General features: G+C 69.8%; 22 protein-coding genes and 1 pseudogene. 9 read left to right on the top strand and 14 right to left on the bottom strand.

Annotation, left to right across the window (positions count from 1 at the left end; translation table 11 throughout):
• Together ABD292_RS48705 and ABD292_RS48700 are read right to left on the bottom strand one after the other, a co-directional pair.
• The coding region (locus tag ABD292_RS48705) for an SDR family NAD(P)-dependent oxidoreductase (RefSeq protein WP_344220310.1) at positions 1–208 on the bottom strand (208 nt) is incomplete at its 3' end.
• A gap of 138 nt (positions 209–346) precedes the next feature.
• Positions 347–1,084, bottom strand: a complete 738-nt coding sequence (locus tag ABD292_RS48700; RefSeq protein ID WP_344220308.1) for a VOC family protein — start codon at positions 1,082–1,084, stop codon at positions 347–349.
• A gap of 188 nt (positions 1,085–1,272) precedes the next feature.
• Here ABD292_RS48700 and ABD292_RS48695 point away from each other — a divergent pair, with 188 nt between their 5' ends.
• The 4 genes from ABD292_RS48695 (at position 1,273) to ABD292_RS48680 (ending at position 4,835) form a co-directional block, all read left to right on the top strand.
• Positions 1,273–2,157 (top strand): DUF2268 domain-containing putative Zn-dependent protease, encoded by an 885-nt coding sequence (locus ABD292_RS48695; RefSeq protein WP_344220306.1) that lies wholly within the window; start codon positions 1,273–1,275, stop codon positions 2,155–2,157.
• Positions 2,158–2,167: 10 nt separating this feature from the next.
• The gene (locus ABD292_RS48690) at positions 2,168–2,926 is read left to right on the top strand and encodes a MerR family transcriptional regulator (protein WP_344220304.1); all 759 of its coding nucleotides are present in this window, start codon (positions 2,168–2,170) and stop codon (positions 2,924–2,926) included.
• A gap of 62 nt (positions 2,927–2,988) precedes the next feature.
• A complete protein-coding gene (locus ABD292_RS48685; protein ID WP_344220302.1) occupies positions 2,989–4,179 on the top strand; it encodes a sensor histidine kinase in 1,191 nt (396 codons plus the stop codon).
• Positions 4,176–4,835, top strand: a complete 660-nt coding sequence (locus ABD292_RS48680) for a response regulator (protein WP_344220300.1) — start codon at positions 4,176–4,178, stop codon at positions 4,833–4,835. The genes ABD292_RS48685 and ABD292_RS48680 overlap by 4 nt, the downstream gene beginning before the upstream one ends.
• 383 nt (positions 4,836–5,218) lie before the next feature.
• On the opposite strand, the gene ABD292_RS48675 is transcribed toward ABD292_RS48680, so the two are convergent.
• Positions 5,219–6,079: an alpha/beta hydrolase gene (locus tag ABD292_RS48675; RefSeq protein ID WP_344220298.1), complete on the bottom strand. Its 861-nt coding sequence runs from the start codon at positions 6,077–6,079 to the stop codon at positions 5,219–5,221.
• Entirely contained in the window at positions 6,076–6,636 is a 561-nt protein-coding gene (locus ABD292_RS48670) for a GNAT family N-acetyltransferase (RefSeq protein ID WP_344220296.1), read from the bottom strand. The genes ABD292_RS48675 and ABD292_RS48670 overlap by 4 nt, the downstream gene beginning before the upstream one ends.
• Positions 6,637–6,793: 157 nt before the next feature.
• On the opposite strand from ABD292_RS48670, the gene ABD292_RS48665 reads away from it, so the two are divergent.
• A complete protein-coding gene (locus ABD292_RS48665; protein WP_344220294.1) occupies positions 6,794–7,711 on the top strand; it encodes a TetR/AcrR family transcriptional regulator C-terminal domain-containing protein in 918 nt (305 codons plus the stop codon).
• A gap of 279 nt (positions 7,712–7,990) precedes the next feature.
• Here the strand turns inward: ABD292_RS48665 and ABD292_RS48660 are convergent, their stop codons facing one another.
• Together ABD292_RS48660 and ABD292_RS48655 are read right to left on the bottom strand one after the other, a co-directional pair.
• The gene (locus tag ABD292_RS48660; protein ID WP_344220292.1) at positions 7,991–8,902 is read right to left on the bottom strand and encodes an Ig domain-containing protein; all 912 of its coding nucleotides are present in this window, start codon (positions 8,900–8,902) and stop codon (positions 7,991–7,993) included.
• Positions 8,903–9,140: 238 nt separating this feature from the next.
• A complete protein-coding gene (locus tag ABD292_RS48655; protein WP_344220290.1) occupies positions 9,141–9,353 on the bottom strand; it encodes a hypothetical protein in 213 nt (70 codons plus the stop codon).
• A gap of 71 nt (positions 9,354–9,424) precedes the next feature.
• Between ABD292_RS48655 and ABD292_RS48650 the strand changes: the two genes are divergently transcribed.
• Together ABD292_RS48650 and ABD292_RS49185 are read left to right on the top strand one after the other, a co-directional pair.
• The gene (locus ABD292_RS48650; RefSeq protein WP_344220289.1) at positions 9,425–9,775 is read left to right on the top strand and encodes a hypothetical protein; all 351 of its coding nucleotides are present in this window, start codon (positions 9,425–9,427) and stop codon (positions 9,773–9,775) included.
• Between the two features lie 256 nt (positions 9,776–10,031).
• Positions 10,032–10,316, top strand: coding sequence for a tyrosine-type recombinase/integrase (locus ABD292_RS49185; RefSeq protein ID WP_425565257.1), 285 nt, complete (start codon positions 10,032–10,034; stop codon positions 10,314–10,316).
• Here ABD292_RS49185 and ABD292_RS48645 read toward each other — a convergent pair.
• From ABD292_RS48645 to ABD292_RS48635, 3 genes are all read right to left on the bottom strand, one after another.
• On the bottom strand, positions 10,273–10,488 hold the full coding sequence (locus ABD292_RS48645) for a hypothetical protein (RefSeq protein WP_344220287.1): 216 nt from the start codon (positions 10,486–10,488) through the stop codon (positions 10,273–10,275). The genes ABD292_RS49185 and ABD292_RS48645 overlap by 44 nt on opposite strands.
• Positions 10,489–10,694: 206 nt before the next feature.
• The gene (locus ABD292_RS48640) at positions 10,695–11,522 is read right to left on the bottom strand and encodes an alpha/beta fold hydrolase (protein WP_344220285.1); all 828 of its coding nucleotides are present in this window, start codon (positions 11,520–11,522) and stop codon (positions 10,695–10,697) included.
• A gap of 176 nt (positions 11,523–11,698) precedes the next feature.
• Entirely contained in the window at positions 11,699–12,634 is a 936-nt protein-coding gene (locus ABD292_RS48635) for a tyrosine-type recombinase/integrase (RefSeq protein ID WP_148031684.1), read from the bottom strand.
• Positions 12,635–13,094: 460 nt separating this feature from the next.
• On the opposite strand from ABD292_RS48635, the pseudogene ABD292_RS49180 reads away from it, so the two are divergent.
• Positions 13,095–13,615 (top strand): annotated as a pseudogene (locus ABD292_RS49180) (DUF4158 domain-containing protein).
• 116 nt (positions 13,616–13,731) lie between these two features.
• The gene (locus ABD292_RS48620; protein WP_344220279.1) at positions 13,732–14,040 is read left to right on the top strand and encodes a hypothetical protein; all 309 of its coding nucleotides are present in this window, start codon (positions 13,732–13,734) and stop codon (positions 14,038–14,040) included.
• Positions 14,041–14,082: 42 nt separating this feature from the next.
• Here the strand turns inward: ABD292_RS48620 and ABD292_RS48615 are convergent, their stop codons facing one another.
• The 5 genes from ABD292_RS48615 to ABD292_RS48595 all read right to left on the bottom strand — a co-directional run.
• On the bottom strand, positions 14,083–15,072 hold the full coding sequence (locus tag ABD292_RS48615; RefSeq protein ID WP_344220277.1) for a winged helix DNA-binding domain-containing protein: 990 nt from the start codon (positions 15,070–15,072) through the stop codon (positions 14,083–14,085).
• Between the two features lie 110 nt (positions 15,073–15,182).
• Positions 15,183–15,623, bottom strand: coding sequence for a VOC family protein (locus tag ABD292_RS48610; RefSeq protein ID WP_344220275.1), 441 nt, complete (start codon positions 15,621–15,623; stop codon positions 15,183–15,185).
• Between the two features lie 54 nt (positions 15,624–15,677).
• Positions 15,678–18,845: a Tn3 family transposase gene (locus ABD292_RS48605; protein ID WP_344220273.1), complete on the bottom strand. Its 3,168-nt coding sequence runs from the start codon at positions 18,843–18,845 to the stop codon at positions 15,678–15,680.
• Positions 18,846–19,173: 328 nt separating this feature from the next.
• Positions 19,174–19,401, bottom strand: coding sequence for a site-specific integrase (locus ABD292_RS48600; protein ID WP_344220271.1), 228 nt, complete (start codon positions 19,399–19,401; stop codon positions 19,174–19,176).
• 947 nt (positions 19,402–20,348) lie between these two features.
• Positions 20,349–20,919 (bottom strand): tyrosine-type recombinase/integrase (locus ABD292_RS48595; RefSeq protein ID WP_344220269.1); only part of this gene is annotated, 571 nt, incomplete at its 5' end.

Here is a 20,919-nt window from a genome sequence, read left to right as displayed (position 1 = left end):
ACACGGCGGCGCGGTCGGTCACGTCCAGGGGGAGGACGAGCAGGCGGTCGGCGTACTGGCTGGGGAAGTCCTCCAGGGTGACGGTGCGGGCGGCGGCGGCCACCCGGTCGCCGCGCTCCAGCGCGGCGAGGGCGAACGCGCGGCCGAGGCCGCGACCGGCGCCGGTGATGAACCAGGTGCGGGGGGCGGTGGTTTCCGGGGTGCGCATACGCGATCTCCGATCGGCTGGTGCTAGTGATACGAGACGGTTCGTCTCGCGTTGATGCTGTGAAGGTATCGGCTCTCCTCCGTCACGTCAAGACGGTCCGTCTCGTCTAGTTTCGCGCCGGTCCCGTCGGCTGCGGCGTCAGGCCGGGCGCAGGACGCAGAACTCGTTGCCCTCCGGGTCGGCCAGCACCCGCCACGGGACGTCCCCCTGGCCGACGTCGGTGAGCGTCGCGCCGAGCGCCTTCAACCGTTCCACCTCCGCCGCCTGATCCTCACCGGGGTAGGGCAGCACGTCGAGATGAACGCGCGTCCACACGCTGCCCCCGCCGGGCACGCGGATGAACTCCAGGTACGGCCCCACGCCCTTCGGCGAGCGCAGCCGCGCGAAATCGTCGCCCGCCTCATGGACGGTCCAGGCGACCGCCTCACCCCAGAACCGGGCCATGGCCCGCGGGTCTGCGCAGTTGACGACCACCGCGGCGATCGGCCCGGTGTCGCGGTAGATCTCCCGGGGCTCCAGCACGCAGAACACGTTGCCCTCCGGGTCGGCGAGGACCGTCCACGGCACGTCGCCCTGGCCCACGTCGGCGGGCGTCGCGCCGAGCTCCTTCAGCCGCGCGACCAGCTCCGCCTGATGGGCGGCGGAGGTGGTCGCCAGATCGAGGTGCGCGCGATACCTCACCGTCTCGGGGTCCGGGACGCTGACGACGTCGACGCAGACGGCGGCCGGGTCCGGCCACGTGAAGCCCACAGGCTCGACGTTGGTCACGCCGGGCCCCTCGCTGGAGACGCCCCAGCCGAGCGCCTGCGCCCAGAACCGGCCGAGCGCCGCGTCGTCTCGAGCCTTGAAATTCACCTGAACCAGTTGCAGCCCCATGCCCGCCAACCCTAAGCCCGCGCCCCTGTTCCGGCGGTCGTAGCCCGGGTCGCGGTCCTCGCGGCCCTCGCGCCGCCGACACCGCAGCGGGCCTGCGCGGCCGGTCGTCGTGACCACGTTCGACACGGACGTTCCGCGCCTCAATATGGTTTGACCTTGACGCTGCGTCAACTTCTAGCATCGGGCCCATGTCCATCACCGTTCTCGACACCTGCTCCGCCATGCGCCGGATCCTGCAGGCCCCGGCCGCGGACCGCGCCGACCTGCTGCGTTCGATGCTGGAGCCCATCAGGGGCCTGTACCGTTACTATCCCGGCGAGCTCGACCTGGTGGCGATGCACCTCCAACAGTCCGGGTTTCCGATCGACCGCGACGAGGAACGTTGCCTCGACGCGCTCGAGACCTTGGCGGCGGCCGACGCCTGGAAGCGGATGCAACGCGCCGTCGACGACGCGTGCGCCGTGCTGCGGGAGGCGACGCCGGGGCTGGAGGTCCCGGACATCGACGTGCTGTTCGTGCTCGGCGACCCGGGTGACGACCATTTCATGGGGCCCTGCCAGGGAGTGACCGGGTTCGGCGGCATTTCGGGTCAGATCCTGATCACGTTCTGGCCCTTCCCCGAGAACGTCGAGCGGCTGGAGAGCACCGCCGTCCACGAGCTGCACCACAACCTGCGGTTCGGCCCTGGCGGGGTCGTGTGGGACCCGGCGACCGTCACGGTCGGCGAGCACATCGTCTCCGAGGGCCTGGCCGACGCCCTCGCCCGCCAGCTCTACGGCGACGAGCTCGGTCACACCCGCATCGGCGTGCCGCACCTGCACGACGACGAGGTCTTCGCCAAGGTGCTCACCGGGCTCGACGTGACCGGCATGCAGAACTTCACGGCCTGGGTGCACGGCGACCCCAGCGCCGAGCGCTTCGGCCTGCCCCCGGTGGGGCTGCCGATGGGCGCCGGGTACGCCGCGGGCACCCGCCTGGTGGACGCCTATCTGGCGGAGACCGGGCAGACGGCGGCGCAGGCCCTGTACGCCGACAGCGCGGAGATCATCGCGGCCACCCTCGGAACCAGGTGACACTGGGACGATGGAGTGGACGATCCAGGAGCTCGCGGCGAGGGCCGGCGTCACGAGCCGCACCCTGCGTCACTACGACCGCGTCGGGCTCCTGACACCGTCCCGGGTGGGCGCGAACGGCTACCGCTACTACGACGCGGCCGCGGTCGTACGGCTGCAGCGGATCCTGCTCATGCGCCGCCTCGGCATGGGCCTGCCGGCCATCGCCGAGGTCCTGGCCGACGAGGTGGACGTCCGCGACGGGCTCCACGCCCACCTCGCCGCGCTGGAGGAGGAACGTGACCGCGTCGAACGGCAGATCCGGTCGGTGCGTGACACGCTCGACGCCCTGCGGAAGGGGGTGGAGCCGCGGATGGACGTCCTGCTGGCGGGGTTCAACGACCACTACGAGGACGAGGTGGTCGCACGCTGGGGCGAGCGCGCGTACCAGGTGAGCAACGACTGGTGGCACGGCAAGACCCTCGACCAGCAGCAGGCGTGGAAGCAGGACACCGAGGACCTCGTCGCGGCGTGGGTCGCCGCGGCGAAGACCGGGACCGCTCCCACGTCGGAACACGCGCAGTCGCTGGCCGCCCGGCACGTCCGGTGGCTGAGCCGGATCCCGGGCACCCCCACGGCCGAGGGCGACCGGGAGCGCTCGATCGAGATGGTGCAGTGCCTGGCGGACATGTACGTCGACGACCCGCGTTTCGCCGGCATGTACGACGACGAAGCGGGCGCGAGACTCGTCCGCGACGCCCTGCGGACGTACGCGCGGACCCGGATGTAGCCCCTGGTCGTACACCCGTGGTCCGATGCGCGGGCCGCGGACGCGCCGTTACGATTCCGGGCATGCACGTGACACCGCCCTCGCCGCCGCTGAAGCGGGTCCCGCCCGCCGCGTGGACGGTCCTCGCCTGGTGGGCGGGTCTGGTGTTCACCTTCCTCATCCGGTTCAGGCTGCCCGGCGAGTCCGGGCCCGCCAAACTGGCCGGGCCGCTCTTCTTCGAGTGGGACGGGTTGACCTGGCTGGTGGTGTCCACCGCGCTGGCGCACGTGGCCGCCGTCCTGCTGCGCCGGCGGCCGCTGCCGGCGCTGGGCCTGCTGCTCGCCGCCGCGGTCCTGGCGTGTGTGCCGCTGGGGGTGGCCGAGATCCCGTTGGCGCAGTTCCTGGCGGTCGACGCCGCCCTCTACTTCATCGCGGCCGGACGCGCCCGCCGGACCGGGATCCTCGCCCTGCTCGGCGCGCTCACCGTGCTCGCCGGCTATCTGACCGTCCGGGTGCTGGCCGGCTGGCCCGCGGGCACCTCGGCGGAGTTGGCGGTGGCCATGACGGCTGTCATCGCCTGGCTGGTCGGCCACTCGGTGCGCCAGGCCCGCGAGCACGCCGAGACGCTGGCCGCCACGGCCACCGCCCAGGCCGTCGCCGCCGAACGCCTGCGCCTGTCGCGGGAGCTGCACGACACGGTCGCCCACAGCATCGGCGTCATCGCGCTGCAGGCCGGCGCCGCCCGCCGGGTCATCGACACCCAGCCGGGCCGGGCGGGCCAGGCGCTCGGGGTCATCGAGACGGTCGGCCGGGAGACGCTGTCCGGGCTGCGGCGCATGCTCGGCGCCATGCGTCACGGCGAGCCGAGCCGTCCCCTCGACCCGGCGCCCGGCCTGTCGGACCTTGACCAGCTCGTGGCCACGACGACGGACGCCGGCGTCCACGTCGAGGTGCGCCGGCTGGGCGAACGCCGCCCGCTGCCGCCGGAGATCGACGTCTCGGCCTACCGCATCATCCAGGAAGCGATCACCAACGTCGTCCGCCACGCCGGCACGAGCCGCTGCCAGGTGTCGATCGACTACCGGGACGACGAGCTGGCCGTCGAGGTCCTCGACGGGGGCCGCGGCCCGCGCCGCCCGCCGGAGGGCGGATTCGGCCTGGTCGGGATGCGGGAGCGCGTCAACCTGCTGCAGGGCAGCTTCTCCGCCGCGCCGCGCGCCGAGGGCGGCTTCCGCGTCACGGCCCGCCTGCCCCTGCCCGCCGAGGCACGATGACGGTCCGCGTCCTGCTGGCCGACGACCAGCCGCTGATCCGCACCGCCCTGCAACTGGTCATCTCCGACGCCGCCGACCTCGAACTCGTCGGCGAGGCCGCGACCGGGCTCCAGGCCGTCCAGCTGGCCGAGGAGCTGAACCCCGATGTCGTGGTGATGGACATCCGCATGCCCGTCATGGACGGGATCGAGGCCACCCGGCTGATCGCCCGGGGTCCCGGCCAGGCCCGCGTGATCGTCCTGACCACGTTCGACGAGGACGAGCACGTTCACGGCGCGCTCCGCGCCGGCGCGTCCGGATTCCTCGTCAAGGACATGGCCCTGGACGACATCCTCACCGCGATCCGGGTCGTGGCCGCCGGCGACGCCCTGATCGCGCCGGGCGTCACCCGGCGGTTGATCGAGACGTTCGCGGGCCGCCCCGCCCCCGATCCCGTGCCGCCGCGCGAGCTGGAGGGCGTCACCGAACGCGAACGCGAGGTCCTCACCCTGATCGCCCGCGGCCTGACCAACACGGAGATAGCCGCCGACCTGGTCATCAGCGTCGCCACCGTCAAGGCGTACGTGGGCCGGCTGCTCAGCAAGCTCGACGCCCGCGACCGGGTCCAGCTGGTCATCCTCGCCTACGAGGCGGGCCTGGTGTCACCGTCGAAGTGACGATACGAGGTCCCATCAGGGTGGAACTCATGTCCGGCGAGCCACCGCCGTCTCAGACCGTAGCGGGACAACCGGGCCATCAGATAGGTGCAGCACATCATCGCCAGCCCGGCCCAGTACGGCAGGCCCGGCTCGACCCGTACGAGAAACCCGACCCAGAAGAGCATGACGACGCTCACGTACCGCTCGACGAAGAAACGGCCGCGAACGTCGTCCCTGGCCCACCAGCGATAACCGTCAGGCGCAGGTCATCGTGGCCGAGTACGACGCTCCGAGCACCGAGCAGCTTGGCCACCGCCGACGGTCTCAGGTTCCCGGCCTTGGTCGGCTCGGATGCGTCACCCAGGGCGACCTGCTCCTGGGCCGGGACGTCTCGGGGTGGGTCAGCGCGTCAGGAGGCCGGCGAAGATGTCTACCAGTTCGGGCCGGTCGAACGGGCCGACATGAGGTGCGTCCACGCTGCGTACGTCGGTCGGGTTGTCCGGGGTGAGGCGGTCGGCCTCGGCGATGAAGCGGTCCTGCAGGGCCAGAGGGATCAGCCGGTCCTTGGTGAAGCGGATGTAGGTGCGGCGGATCCGCCCCCAGGCGTGCTTTTCGCCCCGCGCGTCGGCCATCGGGATGCCGATAGGTTCGTCCGGCTGGAAGGTGTTGAGCAGGTGCATCACGGCCTCGTCGGTGAAGTCGTCGGCCAGGCACTCCTTGATGCCCTTGATCAGCTCCGGGTCGGCCGTGCGCCAGTTGACCCGGGCCACCCCCAGGACCGCCGGATCGCCGACGACGGCGGAGGTCACCCGGGGGAGCAGGCTGCCGGCGTTTTCGGGGGTGGACAGGTAGGCGTTCAGGCTGGGCAGGGTCACGCAGCAGTACGCGGCGACGTACACCACCCGCTCCAGCAGGTCGGGGATCGCGTTGCCGACCCTGCTCAGCACGATGCCGCCCTGGCTGGCGCCGGCCAGGATCACGGGGCCTCGGCGGTGGGCGCGGCGCACCGCCTCGACGACGCGTTCGACGTAGTCGTCGATGGTGAGCTTGGCGAGTGGGGAGGGCTCGGTGGCCAGCGCCTGAAGATCCTGCGGAGCCTGGTAGGAGCGGGGATAGAACGCCTCGTTGCCGTGTCCGGGCAGGTCCACGGCCACGGCGTGGTGCCCGCGCAGGGTCAGCTCGGTGAGCAGGCCGCTCGCCAGGTACGACGAGGAGTGGGTGCCGTGGATGAACACCAGGGTCGGCCGGGCTTCGCGAGTCATCGGTTTTCTCCTTCTTGTGCTGTTTCTTGTGCCGCATGACGCCACATCGGCCACAGGGTCGGGGCGTCGGCCACGCGCACCGGCTCGCCGAGATCCGCGAAACCGTGTCGCAGGTAGAGGGCACGGCTCCGGGTCGAACTGGCCTCCAGGTACGTGGGGAGCCCGTCGGCGTCCGCTCGCTCCAGGCGGTGCCGCAACAACGCCGAGCCGAGCCCGGCGCCACGCTGTCCGCCGATCACGCCCATGCACGGCAGGTAGAGGTGCGGCTCACGGGGGTGCCGCAGGTCCAGCGCCTCTCCCAGGGCCCGCAGCCGCGCTCCGCTGTCACCGAAGGCCTTCGGCTCGAACGAGTCCTCGCTGAGCGCCTGATCGCCGGCCATCAGCGTCAGCCACACCGCGGCGCCCGCACGGCCGCCGGCCAGGTACGCCTCGGCGGCGGGATGGGCGAGCAAAGGGCGATAGAAGTTCCTCTGGAGGCGGCCCCGATCGCCGACCTCGGGAAAGAGCCAGCGGATCAGGGAGTGGTTCATGAACGCCTCGGTCAGGACGTCCAGCACCGCCTGCCGTTCCTCGCCGTCAGCCCGCCGTACGGTTGCGTACGACGTATCATGTGTCATGTGTACAACGTATTCGGGCTGTTCCCGCAAGAGCGCATAATAAATGAAGAAAGTGTACTAGAAGGAGCCCGAATGTGAACTAGTACACTCTACTGTCATGCCGTCCCCGACCCCGCCCTACCAGCGAATCACCGCCGAAATCCGTACCCGCATCCTGACCGGCGAACTGCGCCCCGGCGAACGCATGCCCTCCATCCGCCAGATCGCCCAGCGCTGGGGCGTGGCGGTCGCCACCGCCACGAAGGTGATGGCGGCCCTCCGCGACGAAGGGCTGGTGGAGACGAAGGTCGGCGCCGGTGCGGTGGTCACCGCCGGCCGGGGGCAACCGGCCGCGCGGCAGCGGCAGGCCGGCACGCCCAAACAGGCACTGAACCGCGGACAGACCCTGCGCACCGCCATCGCGATCGCCGACAGAGAGGGACTCGACGCCGTCTCCATGCGCCGGATCGCGGCCGAGATGGGCGTCGGCCCGATGTCGCTGTACCGGCATGTCGCCGGCAAGGACGAACTGGTCATGCAGATGGCCGACGAGGTGTTCGGCGAGGCGGAGCTACCAGAACCGGGACCGGACGGCTGGCGAGCCAAGCTCGAACTGATCGCCCGTCGGCAATGGGAGCTGTGCCGCAGGCATCTTTGGCTGCCCAGGGCGGTCTCGTTCACCCGCCCGTTGCTGGCGCCCAGAGTGATGGAGCACACGGAGTGGACGCTGCGCGCGCTCGACGGGCTCGGGCTGGACATGGCGACCCGGATCCGCGAAGCGCTCACCCTGCACGCGCTGGTCGTCTCCGCCTCGCTGTCCATGGCGCAGGAGGCCGAGACCGAGCAGGAGACCGGCGTAACGCTCGACCGGTGGTGGCGGACCCAGCAAGAGCGGACCGGCGCGCTCCTCGGCACCGGGCGGTTTCCGCTGCTGGCCGCCATCGCCACGGAGACGGTGTCGGACGTGGACGCACTGTTCGAGTACGGCCTGGCCCGCCACCTGGACGGGTTCGCCGCCATGCTGAAGAAGATGTAGCCCATCCTCGGCGACCGGTCGCTTCGCGGCTTGTGCGACTGATGGCCGCGCCTCGCGTCGCCTTCGCCTAGGTCGTGAGGGCGGCCGAGGTAGTCGCCGACAACAACGCGCAGCGGCGCGCCGAGATCGCCGACGCGGTGCTCGCCATCGTCGCCGACCGCTGCCTGGCCGCCGTCTCACTGACCGAGGTCGCCGCCCGGGCCGGCGGAGGAGCGGCCCGGGACCGCAGACAACACGCGCCGTCGCTTTTCCGACAGAGTTTCCGTTGGGGGCAGAAGATCAGCATCTGGGGCAGATGGCCTCGCGCCGGACGCGCCAGGTGAAGGTGGTGCTTGCCTGGCCGCCGCCGACGGCCGTGACCGTGACGTCGTAGCTTCCTATCGAGGGCGTGCCGGTGATCAAGCCGGTCGTCGTGTCGATGGTCAGCCCGGGCGGCAGACCGGTCGCCGACCAGGTGTAGGACCCGCTCCCGCCGGTGGCCTGCATCTGCAGCATCACGCTGTCCGGGAGGCGCGTGCTCTGGGTGCCCGGGTTGACGACCGTCATCGCCGGCGGGGGCGTGGGGATATCCGGCGGCGGGCAGTCGAGCCATACCGGATCAGACCCCGTCGATGCGGTGATGAACTCCGGAGACCCCGACAGGTATTGGACCGTGGCGGTCGCCCGGCCCGAGTAATAGCCGGACTCGCACAACTCGCCCGGGGTGGGGGCGCCGAGGCCGAACAGGGGGACCAGGGTGGTGTACTGCCAGACATCGGTGCGGCCGCTCACGGTTACGCCGGGGCCGGCGACCAGTCCGTGGTAGAGCAGCTCCACGGTGAGGTCGATGCGGCGCACTGGACCATCGCACTGGACCGTCGCGCTGTAGTTGACGGTCTTGGCGTCGGTCTTGCTCGGTGGGCTGCCCGGCGAGACCCACCAGCAGACGTGGCCGTCGGGAAGGTCGGCGGATGCCGGGGTGGCGTCGATGCGGCGCGCTGGACCGCCGCACTGGACCGCCGCACTGTCGTTGACGGTCTTGTTGTCGGTCTTGCTCGGTGGGGTGCCCGGCGCGACGTACCAGCAGTTGTCGCCGTCGGGAACGGCGGCGGACGCCGGGGTGGCCAGGCCCAGGAATGCGATGGAGAAGGCAGCTGCGACCAGGGCCAGGAGGATGCGGGATAAATTGCGATACCACAGATTCACACGCATCGCTGGATGCTCTCACGGGACATCAGCGTCGACAATGGCTGAGCCCGGGACCGGGAGGTGGGCCGGGGCGTGCACTCGAAGACAACCTGCTCACGCACGACTGTGGCGGGGTGGGAGATTCCCGGCGGGACCGACCTACTGGCATTTCCGTGTCGCGACGTACCGACGCTCTCGGCCCCGGGAGTACAGCGGGCCGCGGGACCGTCCTTCGTGTGCATACTGCCTTTAAAAATGTCGATCAGTGGGACGGCGCTCCAGCGGCGGGCCACCTCGTTCTTGATCCGGCGCAGGTTACGCGGCTCGGGGCGGCCTCGATCGGCGTCAGCTTGATCGCTCCCGCCTTGCGGTCGCTGATCTCCACCCAGTCCAGGGAGGGCAGCGCGTCGTTCAGCCTCGCCAGGGCGCTGGTCATCTCCTCGCGCAGGCTGTCGCAGAACTCTGTCGGATCCAAGGGCTTGTGCAGCTCGCGGTAGTGCTCGGCACGGCGGCATCAGCCCAGACATCTGCCCTGTGGCGGCAGTCATGCCGGTCGTCGCCTTCCCTGGCATGCCCGGCCCCGCCAGTCCGGCCGATGATCGCGCCACCGTCGCCGGCGCCGTCGCCCGCCTGACCGCCGCCGGCGGCACCCGCCACCCGGTCGCCGCGCTCGACTGCGACCACTACGCCACGGTGATGGACCACTGGGCAGCGGTCGAGCCGGCCACCTGGAATCGGCACCTGTCCGCGTTGGTCTCCTTCACCACCCGGGCCCAGCGCCAGGACCTCCTCGCCACCAATCCCGCCCGCCGCCTGGCGGCGCAAGATCACCCGCCGCGGCGACCGCGCCTCCCGGCTGGAGGCGCTGTTCGCCGACGACCGGCACGCACTCCGTGAGCGGGTGCTCTGGCGGCTCCTCTACGAAACGGCGGCCGGGGCCGAGGAGATCCTCTCCCTCGCGTCGGGAACCTCGACCTGGAGTACCGGCGCGCCCGCGTCTTCTCCAAAGGCAGCGCGCTCGCGTACGTGCACTGGGCCACCGTCATCGCCCGCCTCCTGCCCCGCCTGCTGAAAGAACGGCAGACCGGGCCGGTCTTCCTGACCGACCGACGCGCTCCCACTTTCGGACGAAGGGCTCCGCAGCCGCCGCCATCTGCCCCATCACCGGCCGCGGCCGCCTGTCTTACCGCGCGCGGAGCACCTGCTCAAGACCGCCTCCGCCGAGCTGGACCCGCACGGCGACCGCTGGACCCGGCACCAGCTCCGGCACAGCGCGCTGACCCACCTGGCCGCGGCCGGCCGCCCCACCCCCGAGCTGCAGGCCAAGTCTCGCCACCAGCACCTATTCAGCCTCGGCTACTACCTCCGCCTCGGCGAGGAGACCTCCGCCCGCATCACCGCCGAACACGACCCCGCGGCCCGACGACGCACGCGCTGACGCCAGGCAAGACGCCTACAGGCGGGGTGTTTCTGGTACTCCGGCCGTACCCGTTGTTGGAACGGAACTCCAGCACCTCCAGCAGCTCGATCAGGCCGCGCCGGTAGCGGTTGGTGTAGGAGGACTTCGTCTGTTCGCCGCCCCGCACCGCCGGGAAGACGACCTCCCGCACCGTGTCGCCCGGCGCGGCTGTTCCTTGCAGTGGGGGACCGCGCGCATGCTCGGCACGCTCCTGACTGACGCCACCTCTGGCAGAGATGCCGGAGGTGGCGATCCGTCACGTCGCCGAGATCCGCAAGCTGCTGAAGTATCGGGAGTTCGGCGAGGCCGGGGGATGGTGACCGCGTCCCGGTCGGCGACACATGGGCGGTCCAGGCATCAGGGATCACGGGTCGTCGACGGCCCCGTTGCCGTGAAGCTCAGCAGCAGTTCGCTGACCGTCTCGGGTGCTTCCAGCATGGGCAGGTGCCCGACGCCGGGCAGCAGCTCGACCCGCGCGCCCGGCACCGCGTCGTAGCGGTGCGCCGACGACGGCTCCCAGCGGGGGTCGGCAGCGCCGAAGATCACCTGTACGGGGAGGCCGAGGGCGGCCAGACGCTCGGGCACGCTCCGTTCGGCGATGTAGGCGGTGTTCTGACGCAGCACCGTCCTCATCGAGCGGTAGGTGATGCCCCGTACGTCGGCGACCACGTCGTCCGGGAGGTCCACCGGGCGAACGGCCGTCGCGCTGATCCCCTTGCGGATCATCGCATCCGAACGCCTCGACCACAGGAGCGGGCCCAACGGCGGGGCCAGCAGCACCCGAAGGATGAACGGCTGCCGGAGGAGCGCATCCGGGCTCGGGCCGCTACTGATCAGCGCGAGCGATCCCACGAGGTCGCGACGTTGCTCGGCAAGCGCGGTGGCGACGTAGCCTCCGCTGGAGTGCCCGGCCACGGCGACGTGACGGAGGCCGAGGTCGTCCAGCAGCGCCGCTACCTGGCCCGCCTGCGCGGGCACGTCGTACGACGGCGCGGGCGGGGACTGGCCACAGCCCGGAAGGTCGACGCGGATGACGTGATGGTGGCTGGCCAGCGCCGCGACCACCGGGCCCCAGAAGCCGCCCGAGGCCCCCGACCCGTGGATGAGCAGCAACGGCGGCGCCTGCCGCGGGCCGTCATGGACCACGTGCATCCCATGCGAGTGCTCAATGTCGTATTCACTCATGCGGAGACTGTGCACGGCCGGCAGACCGGCGGTCTTGGACAAATGTTCCCGCGGGGCTGAAGATCGGCTGCCGCCACCGTGACGGCTTCGGGGTTGAGGAACCGGTGGACAGCCGTTGGCGCTGAGAACGATCTTGACTGCAGGGAGCTGAGGCTGTTCTTGGTTGCGAAGCTTCCCTAACGTGTTGCCTGGTCCCGGCGGCGGCGGGCGGCGCGGATCTCGGCGTCGGCGACCTTGTCGTCGAGCAGCGCGTACAACTGGGTCGTCTCGGTGGAGGCGTGTCCGAGGCGGCGGCGGACGGCCTCGATGGAGACGCCGGCGTTGATGAGCTCGGTGGCGTGGGCGTGGCGCAGCTGGTGGATGTCGATCTCCACCCCGGCCGCTTGGCAGTAGTTCTGCCAGCGGTGGTGGGCGGCGTCGTAGGACAGAGGTCCGCCGCGGCCGTTGATAGAGGCGCGAAACAGCGGCCCGGCGCTGTAGCCGGCGCGGGCGAGGTAGAGCTTGAGCAGGGTGACGTAGCCGCGGTCGTCGAGCAGGACGGTGCGGACGCTGCCGCCCTTGCCGTGGATGCGCACGTGTTCGTCGTCTAGGCGCAGATCGAGATCCTCCACATAGAGACCGCAGACTTCCGAGGCTCGGGTGCCGCAGACGTAGACGGTCTCGAACAGCACCCGGTCGCGTAGCCGGTCCAGCGGCAGGTCCTTGCGCGGCCGCCGCGAGCAGATCACCGCCAGCAGCTTGGCCACGTCGGCGGCCGCGGCCGGGCGGGGCAGGTTCTTGGGCACTTTGACGGTGTCGATGCGGTCCATCGGGTTGGCGTCCAGGAGGTCGTGGCGGACGGCCCACTTGGTGAAGGAGGCGACGGCGGCGCGCTTGCGCTTGCGGCTGGCCGGCGACAGCTCGGCGAGCTCGGCCAGGAACGCGCGGACCGGCGCGGCGGTCAACTCGGCGAGTTCTTCGCCGTGGTGGGCGGCGAACGCGATCAGGTCGCCGCGGTAGGCGCGCCGGGTGTGCGCCGACTTCCCGGCGTTGGCCAGGTCGGTGAGGAAGTCGTCCAGATGCCGGGCGAGCGGGTGGGAGCGGCCGAGCTGCTCGGCGATGACCGGATCCACCGTGCCGACCTCCACCATCCCCCAGGTTGCCAGATAACCGGGAAACGAAGCATCCGCGCCGGACGACGGTTGCCCAGCTCGGGCCCGGCCCGCGGCGGCCATCTTGCCAGATAACAACAGCTATCCCGTAACCATTGGTCTCCATCCTGCTGATTCGCACCGCAAGGCCCCGCTCGCATGGAGCAACCGGCTGAGGGTCGCTGCGGACGCCGACGGTGAAGAACATCACACGGCAAGCGTGGCGGTGAACGTCTGGCGCCTCTGGAAGGCGGGGTTGAGCAGCATGCGAACGAAAAGTCTCGTTTAGCCATCCCCAAAGCCCCGCTTGGCGTGGATGGCTGTTCCGATGCGGTTGACCTGCGGAATCGTGCTGCTCAGAGGGTCGTCGAAGCCGTTTCCCCGTAACAGTTCGATTTTGCACCTGGCCCGCGCTGATGGATGAGTCCTACCTTCGGGGCTCATGCCAGTTGAGTTCTTGAGCGATGAAGAGGCGGCCGCGTACGGCCGCTACGTAGGGGCACCGACGCGGGCCGAGCTGGAGAAGATGTTCTTCCTCGACGACGCGGACCGGAAGCTGATCGGGCGCCGCCGCGGCGATCAGCACCGGCTCGGGTTCGCCCTGCAACTCACCACGGCCCGGTACGTGGGCCGGTTCCTGCCGGACCCGCTGGAGGTCCCGGCCGAGGTGATCGACTACCTGGCCGACCAGCTCGGCGTGGCGGACGTCTCGCAATCAAACAGTACACCGAGCGGCGCCAGACGCAGTTCGGCCACCAGGACGAGATCATGAAGGCGTACGGGCTGCGGGAGTTCTCCGCGGTCGAGGCGGAGTTCACCGCGTGGGTGGATGCGCGGGCGTGGAACACCGGGGACGGCAAGAAGAGCATCTTCATCGACGGCGTGAGCTGGCTGCGCTCCAACAAGGTGCTGCTGCCGGGGGGGGACCACGCTGACCCGGCTGATCGCCCGGGTGCGCGATGAGGCGACCGAGCGGCTGCACGACACGCTGTACGGGATCTTGTCGCCGCGGCAACAGGCGATCCTGGCCCGGTTGCTGGAGGTGCCGGAGGGGCGCGATCGTCGGATCTGGAGCGCTGGTGCAAGGGCCCGTCGGTGCCCTCGGGCCGGAACATGGAAAGGCGCTGGAGCGCGCCGGGGAGATCCTCAGCGTCGGCCTGGGTGCGATGGAGCTGCCGCCGGGGGTGCCGCACCGGCGGATGGTGGACCTGGCCCGGTACGGGATGACCGCCACGGCGACCACGCTGCGCCGGCACGGCCCCTCACGTCAGCTGGCCACGTTGCTGGCCACCGTCATCTACCTGGAGGGCAAGTCGGTCGACGACAATCCCGTTCCGATCCCCCTCGCGGGCCCGTTCGCGACTTCGTCGCGGCGCGGGGCGAGGTGATGAACCTCGACCGGTTCGCCCTGGCCCGAGTCCCGATCGGGCTTACTCCAGTGTGAACGACGGTTCGGTGTTGTCCGGGGCGACGAACGCGAGCAGGCGGGCGGCCTCGTCTCGTACCGCTGCTTTTTCGGATCCCGACAGTGGCCGGAACGGTGCGATGTGCAGGTGGCCGTTCGTGAGCGTCCAGCTGCCTTCCGCAAAGCCGTCGACGAGGAACAATGGCACGCCCCCGGAGGCCCTGGGCGCGATCCGCCGGCGATTCTCCTCGCTGATCACGCGGGTCCGGTCCCGGTACCCGAGGACGGCGTTGTCGAAGGCGGGCAGGAACCGGACCGGCGCTGGTCGGTCCGGTTCGCCCAGCGGTGCGTCGGGCAGGTCGAGCAGTTCGCCTCCCTGCTCGTCCCGGAAGGCGCGCAGTTTCGGCCGCAACCCTTCGACGACCTTGCGGAGCCGGGTCGATCCCGACCAGGCCTGGATGTCCATGACACTGGCTGGACCGAACGCGGCGAGGTAGCGCAGGACCATCGCCTCCGGTTGTGGCGCGTCGGTCAGCGGGCGGCCGAGCCATTCGTCAGCCAGGGTGACCGGTGTCCCACGCCGATGCCCCCACCGGCCCCAGGTGGAGTGGGGTGGTGGATGCACCAACGCCTCCAGCAGCTCGATGGCCTCGGCCAGCCGGCCAGGGGCGCGGCCGGGGAATCGGTCGGTGAGCAACTGGCCGAGATCCCGGCGGGTGAGCGTCTTTCCGGTCAGTACCTGTCGGCTGACGCGGGCGAGCTCGTCGAGATCCATCCCCTCGATCTGGGTGGCGTAGTACGCGTCGGTCAAGGCTTTCCGCACAGCGGGCGCGACCGTCGGCCACAGCCAACGGAAGTCCTCGCCGCTGGCCAGGTGTTGGGTACAGCGCAGCATAGTGGCGTGCACCACGTCGCGGCTCTCGAGCAGGGCCGTCAGGTCATCGTGCCGGAAGTTCTCCAACCGCGCCCACAGCCCCACATAAGGTCCGTTGGGCATTTGTGCCTGCATCGCCACGAGGTGCTCGATCGCCTCCAGCGGAGTACGAGGAACGCGCCGGGCCAGCAGTTGCCGCTCCAGGAGTGTCCGGTTCAGTACCCTCCGGGACAGCTCGGGTACGCCCGATCTCACGACTGGTCGGCCGACCAGTCCATCGGTACCTCTTGAGTGATGGCGATCAGGTTGCCGTCGGCCGCCTTCAGGACGGCCAGCCGGGCTCCGGGCATGTCCACGATGCCGGTTGCCGGGTCGATGTTGTCCCCCGCGGCGGCCTCGGCGGTACCGACCTCGGCGAGCGATCCGTCGGAGATCTCGGTCATCGCCGTCGCCCCGGCGGCGACCAGTGCGCGATGCTCCTGTTCGATATCCTCGACCGCCCAAAAGACCAGCGGATGATCCACCCAGGGCGCCGCGGTGAGCCCGATCTCCACGCCATCACCGGAGAACGCCGCGAAATCGTCGCTCTGGAACGCGGGTGGTCCGCCCAGCAACGCGGTCCAGGCCGCGATGCTGGCGGGCAGATCCCGCGCGGGCAGGACTACATTGCCGAAACCGATAAACCGTGCCATAGGTGGCATTCTTCCATGAGCTGGGCGTCATTCAGACGGTCATCGGTCAGGGGTTCAGACACCGTCATCGTCCACGATAGTGGTGCTGGCGGCACTGACCTCGGGCAGCGCCGCCGTGCCGAGCGGTCGCAGGCCCTTGTCCGGGGCCGAGGAAGCGATCGCGTAGCGGCCCAGGCAGTTGAGGTGGGCGTGGCCCAGCGGGGACAGCCGCGCCACGTCCTCGTCCTTGACCGGCACACCCTGGGCGCGCAGCTGGTCCACGATCGCCGACAGATACCGTGAGTTCCACAAAACGACGGCATTGACAACAAGTCCCAGAGCCGCGAGTTGATCCTCCTGGCCTTCCCGATATGCCTGCCGGATCCGGCCGGCGTTGCCGTGGCAGATCTTGCGGGCCAGGCGGTGCCGGGACTCCTGGACCGACAACTGCTTGCCCAGGCTGCGGCGGTAGCTGGAATCCATCGGGTCCAGCATGCTGAGCAGGTGCATCGTCTTGTCGATGCGGCCGTACTCGGCGAACGCCTGCCCCAGCGGAGTCGGGTTGCCCTGGCGGGCGAACATGCGCAGCAGGTCATAGGCGCGCACCTGGTTGGTCACCAGCGATCCGGCGACGCGGAGCATGTCCGGCCACTGGGTGGTCACCTTCTTGGGGTTCAGCTTGTTCCGGGCGATCGCCTCCAGCACTCCGTAGTCGCCGGTGCTGCGGTCGGGCAGCTCGGTGCGCCAGAATCGCTGGTCCCCCAGGTCGGCGAAGCGGGGCGCGAACCGGTAGCCGAGCATGGAGAAGATCCCGAACACCATGTCACTGTCGCTGGCCTGGTCCGTCGTGACCACCTCGGGTTTCGGCCCGGCATCCAGGTTGATCAAGCAGTCCAGGATGTACAGGGAATCGCGGGGAGTGCCCGGCACCACCATCTGCCCGATCCCCGCAACTTGATCATTGACTGCGTTGAGCCACGTCAGACCCCTTTTGTAACCGTAGTACTTAGGTGAGGGCCCGGCATTGATCGTCTTAACCGGGACAACGAACCGCAGCCCGTCCACCGACGCCAGCAAGCCACCGCCCCACTCCGCAACGATTGGCACCCGGCCCTGGTGCTCAATCAGGATCGCGTTGGCCGCGGCGTGCGTCTCAGCGCGCACATAGTTCTGGTCCACGTGCGAAAGCCGGCCACGGGTCAGCGCCTCATCCCCGGCCTTGATCACCGGCGTTATTCCGACGTTGCACGCCTCGCTGATCAGTAGTGCTACCAGCGATCTCGGCAGGTCGTTCATGCGGGTGGAGACATCGGCCAGGTGCACGTAGGCGGCCAGGAAACCGGTCCATGCGTGCACCTCCAGCAGCAGCTCGGGCAGGTCGATGCGGGGCAGCATGGCCTGGCAGGCGGCCCGTAGCCAGGCCAGCGACTCGCTCTCGCCGAGCGCACCGAGTTTCTCCACCGACAGCCGGGCCCGCCCGCCGCCAGCCGGGGTCACCACCGAGACCAGCGCGTCCTCGCCCGCCTCCTCCAGCCGGGCGGCCATCTGCTTCCAGGCCGCGTCCAGTGCCACGACCTTGTCGTTCAGATGCTTCTGGACCGGGTCGGTGAGCGACAGGGAGGCCAGCACGTCCTCGGCGATCGCCTCCCACTGCGCCCCGGCCAGCAGATGCGCGCGCGGGTCGGCCCAGCGCAGCGACGGCGAGGCGAACACATCCCTGATCGTCAGAGCCCGCAGCAGGTGCTCCAGCACGCACACCACGTACGCGTCCCGATCCACCGCACCCTGCGGCAGGTCCGGGTTGGCATACACCGCCCGCTTCCACGACGCGGTCACCAACGCGGCGTCGATCTCCTTGGGCAGCAGCGGCTTCTTGCTGACCTGCCGTCGCGACAGCTCCGGCAGCCGGCGCACCGCGGCCAGCACCCGGCGCCCGCCCGGTGCAGCCGACAGCGCCTTCGACTCGCCCAGCAGCCGTAGGAACGGGCGTACGGTGTGGTACTTCTCGACCAGCGCGGCGCGCATCGCCACCTCGGCCGCGCCGTCGTCCTCGGGGACCAGGTCCTCCACCACGTCCAGCGCCGCGCGGACCTGTTCCTTGCTGGTGCCGGCGATCTCGGCCACTGCGGTCCACATCGCTGCCACGTCGAGGTCGGCGCCTTCGTGGTCGATCAGGTCGAGCTGGTCGACCAGGACGCGTCCGGCCTTGGCCACCAGCTTGGAGGCCCGCTCCAGCCGGGGCAGCATCCGCAGCCGTTCGTCGGCGGACTTGCGGCGGGCCGGGCTGATCAGTCTGGTGGCCATCAGCAGTGCGAACAGATCGAGGGCGTCGTCGATCGCCTCGGCCTCCAGGCTCCGGGTGACCGCCAGCAGCGTCGCGGTCCGGCGCGGCTCGACCAGCCGGTCCAGGGCCGGCGCTTTGCTGCCCGCCCCGTACTTGGCCAGAGTCTTCATCCGCCGCACCGGCACCTTCGACACCGCCACCCGGCCCAGTCCGAAGCCGGCCAGGTTGTCCACCCGCTGCAGCGCCTTCACCATCTCCGTCCCTGACGTGCGCTTGGGTGCCTGCCGCAGCTTCTCCAACTCCGAGATGCGCGAGCCCTCCGGCACCACCAGCAGACCCGACAACGCGGCGGGCAGGTTCGGATCGGCACGGTGCACCTGTTTGGTCACCACGGTGTACATGCGGACGTCGGCCCGTTCCCGCACGCTGCCCACCAGGCGTTCCAGCACGGTCACCCCGGGCAGCAGCACCCGATGCCGCCGCAGCCACGCCACCGACTGCTCGAACAGCGCCACCGGCCCCTCGGCGTGTGTCCACGCCCGGCCATGCAGGAAGGTCCGGAACTGGCGCGTCAGCTGCCGCTCGCTCCAGCTGCTGGTGTCATCAAAGGTGTGGTAACCGTAGGCGTCCCGGATCATCCACGCGTGCTCGTACGTCGTCTTGAGCCGCTCGGCATACTTCTTGACCTGCGACGTGTCACCGATCCCCAGCTGCTCGGCCAGGTAGTCCACCACCGGCCAGGGCACCGCCAGCGGATCCTCCAGGAACAACCCCTTGTACCGAACGGTCCCGATCTGAACGGCAACGCCCAGCCGGTGAGAATCGGCCCTCGACTGCGCGATCACATGCCGGTCGAAGCTGTCCAGGAAGAAGAACTTCTCCAGGTCTGACAGCGATGGCACCTCGATGAACGAGACGTAGGCGGCCCTCTGCTCGACAGACAGAAATTCCGCAGGCATAGCCCGCACGGTAGGACCATATCGGTCGCGATCAACTCATAGTGATTAACGCGTTACAGGTGAGGATGTTTCAGCCTTCAATGCTTCTTGATCGTTCTCAGCGCCAACGGCTGTCCGCCGGTTCCTCGCCCCCGGGCTTCACCGAGGTTTTCGTCCAGCACCAGCACGGGCGCGTCGACCAGCAGCGCGGGCGATCGAGATCCGCTGCGCTGCGCTTCGCCTCCGGACAGCTTGGCCCTGTTCCCGCCAGCCGCAGAGCCGAGCGCTGTTCGGATCGGCGCCCCGTCTCCGTGCCCTGGTCCACGTTTGACATGTGGTGGTTCTCCGGTCAGAGGCCCACGTTCGGCATGGCGTTGTCGCGCCAGCGGTCCACGGCCCTGATGTAGCGCAGCACCACCGGTGAGGCCGGGGCCCAGCGGCCGTGTTTGGCGATGACGGCGACCGGGACGCCGCCGGCGCGCAGGCTGTGCGCGGTGACGGCGTGCGCGTACGGCAGGTGCAGATTGCCACGAAGTTGTCCTGGGGTAATGCCGCTTAGTGTCAGTAGAAGTGCCACGAGGTGTCAGTAAAATCGTTTGAGTGCTCGACGCTGGGGGACGCCTTCGCGACTTCTGGAAGATATCTTCGCAGGTGAACGCCAACATTTACAGTAGATGCCGCGCCGCAGCGTACATACTTACGATCCGTTTGGGGTTGCGCCCGTAAGAGTTGATCGCCCTGTCCTGTTGCCTATCGACAGTTAGATGTGTACGGGAGCCTTCCGCTCCAGTGACAGGTGGTGGCAATAGTGTCATCCGCTGACCACGCGATCGCACGTTTGAAGTGGCGTTATGCCAGAAGATGTCAGCAAGAAATGCCAATGGATGTCAGCGCGATTGAGGCCTGTCAATGGGTTCATAACACCCACAGCTTCGCCTCTGTCTCACGAGTCCCGACACCGCTGTGTCGACAGCATTGGTGGCAGCCGGTTCCCTTCGCCCTCGCTAATCCTGTACGTTTACGCAGTTCAAAGGCATGTTGTAGATATGGCCCTTGCGGCGCCGTCAATCAGATGACGGGGCGGTGACGGCCAGGAGGGCGGCGCTCAGTGCTCGGGCCTGTGCCGGCGACTGGAGTACGTCGGTGAGGGGGGGAGGGCGCTGTCGTCATGGTGCAGCGTCACGACGCCGTCCTCGAGGGTGACGGCGTGAAAGCCTCCGGCAGGCAGGTGTACGCCGGGCCGGCCGTCGACGTCGGCGAGTGGCGGCACCACCAGGGGCCCGGCCGGAGTACGCCAGAAACACACCGCGTGGCGTACATGCCTGGCGTCAGCGCTTGCGCCGGCGGGCCGCGGGGTCTTGCTCGGCGGTGATATGGGCGGAGGTCTGCTCGCCCAGGCGGACGTATCGGCCGAGGCTGGCTAGGCTCTGGCGGCGGAACTTGGCCTGGAGTTCGGGTGCGGTGCGGCCGGCCTCGGCCAGATGCTGTAGCGCGCTGTGCCGGAGTTGGTGCAAGGTCCAGCCTTCATGGTGGGGGTCGAGGGCGGCGGTGGCGGTTTTTGAACAGGTACTCGGCGCGCGGGTAGGACAGGCGGCCGCGTCCGGTGACGGGGCAGATGTCGGCGGTGGCGGGCGCGCGGCCCGGAGGCGGGGGCGCGCCGGTCGGCCAGGAAGACGGGCCCTGCCTGGCGGCCTTGCAGCAGGCGGGGCAGCAGGCGGGCGGTGGCGGTGGCCCAGTGCACGTACTCGATGGCACCGCCCTTGGAGTGACGCGGGCGCGGCGGCGTTCCAGGTCGAGGTCGGTGACGTCGAGGGAGAGGATCTCGTCGGCTCTGGCCGCTGTTTCGTAGAGCAGCCGCCACAGCAGCCGTTCGCGCAGCGGGTGGCGCTCGTCGGTGAACAGCGTCTCCAGCCGGGCGGCGGGGATGGTGCGGTCGCCGCGGCGGGCGGCCGGGCGGCGGGTCAGCCGCCGGGCGGGGTTGGTCGCCAGCAGGTCCTGGTGCTGGGCCCAGGTGGTGAAGGAGACCAGGGCGGACAGGTGCCGGTTCGGGGTGGCGGCCGCCGCGGTGGTCCAGCGGTCCATGACCGCTGGACCA

The organism is Nonomuraea bangladeshensis, from assembly GCF_039529455.1.
GTDB classification, from domain to species: Bacteria; Actinomycetota; Actinomycetes; order Streptosporangiales; family Streptosporangiaceae; genus Nonomuraea; species Nonomuraea bangladeshensis.
This window is presented reverse-complemented; position numbering and strand designations above follow the sequence as displayed.

What these genes read in the sequence shown, in the direction of transcription:
- ABD292_RS48700 (WP_344220308.1), bottom strand. Translation starts at nt 1,084, where the DNA reads ATGGGGCTGCAACTGGTTCAGGTGAATTTCAAGGCTCGAGACGACGCG.
- ABD292_RS48695 (WP_344220306.1), top strand. Translation starts at nt 1,273, where the DNA reads ATGTCCATCACCGTTCTCGACACCTGCTCCGCCATGCGCCGGATCCTG.
- ABD292_RS48690 (WP_344220304.1), top strand. Translation starts at nt 2,168, where the DNA reads ATGGAGTGGACGATCCAGGAGCTCGCGGCGAGGGCCGGCGTCACGAGC.
- ABD292_RS48685 (WP_344220302.1), top strand. Translation starts at nt 2,989, where the DNA reads ATGCACGTGACACCGCCCTCGCCGCCGCTGAAGCGGGTCCCGCCCGCC.
- ABD292_RS48680 (WP_344220300.1), top strand. Translation starts at nt 4,176, where the DNA reads ATGACGGTCCGCGTCCTGCTGGCCGACGACCAGCCGCTGATCCGCACC.
- ABD292_RS48675 (WP_344220298.1), bottom strand. Translation starts at nt 6,079, where the DNA reads ATGACTCGCGAAGCCCGGCCGACCCTGGTGTTCATCCACGGCACCCAC.
- ABD292_RS48665 (WP_344220294.1), top strand. Translation starts at nt 6,794, where the DNA reads ATGCCGTCCCCGACCCCGCCCTACCAGCGAATCACCGCCGAAATCCGT.
- ABD292_RS48660 (WP_344220292.1), bottom strand. Translation starts at nt 8,902, where the DNA reads ATGCGTGTGAATCTGTGGTATCGCAATTTATCCCGCATCCTCCTGGCC.
- ABD292_RS48650 (WP_344220289.1), top strand. Translation starts at nt 9,425, where the DNA reads ATGCCGGTCGTCGCCTTCCCTGGCATGCCCGGCCCCGCCAGTCCGGCC.
- ABD292_RS48640 (WP_344220285.1), bottom strand. Translation starts at nt 11,522, where the DNA reads ATGAGTGAATACGACATTGAGCACTCGCATGGGATGCACGTGGTCCAT.
- ABD292_RS48610 (WP_344220275.1), bottom strand. Translation starts at nt 15,623, where the DNA reads ATGGCACGGTTTATCGGTTTCGGCAATGTAGTCCTGCCCGCGCGGGAT.
- ABD292_RS48605 (WP_344220273.1), bottom strand. Translation starts at nt 18,845, where the DNA reads ATGCCTGCGGAATTTCTGTCTGTCGAGCAGAGGGCCGCCTACGTCTCG.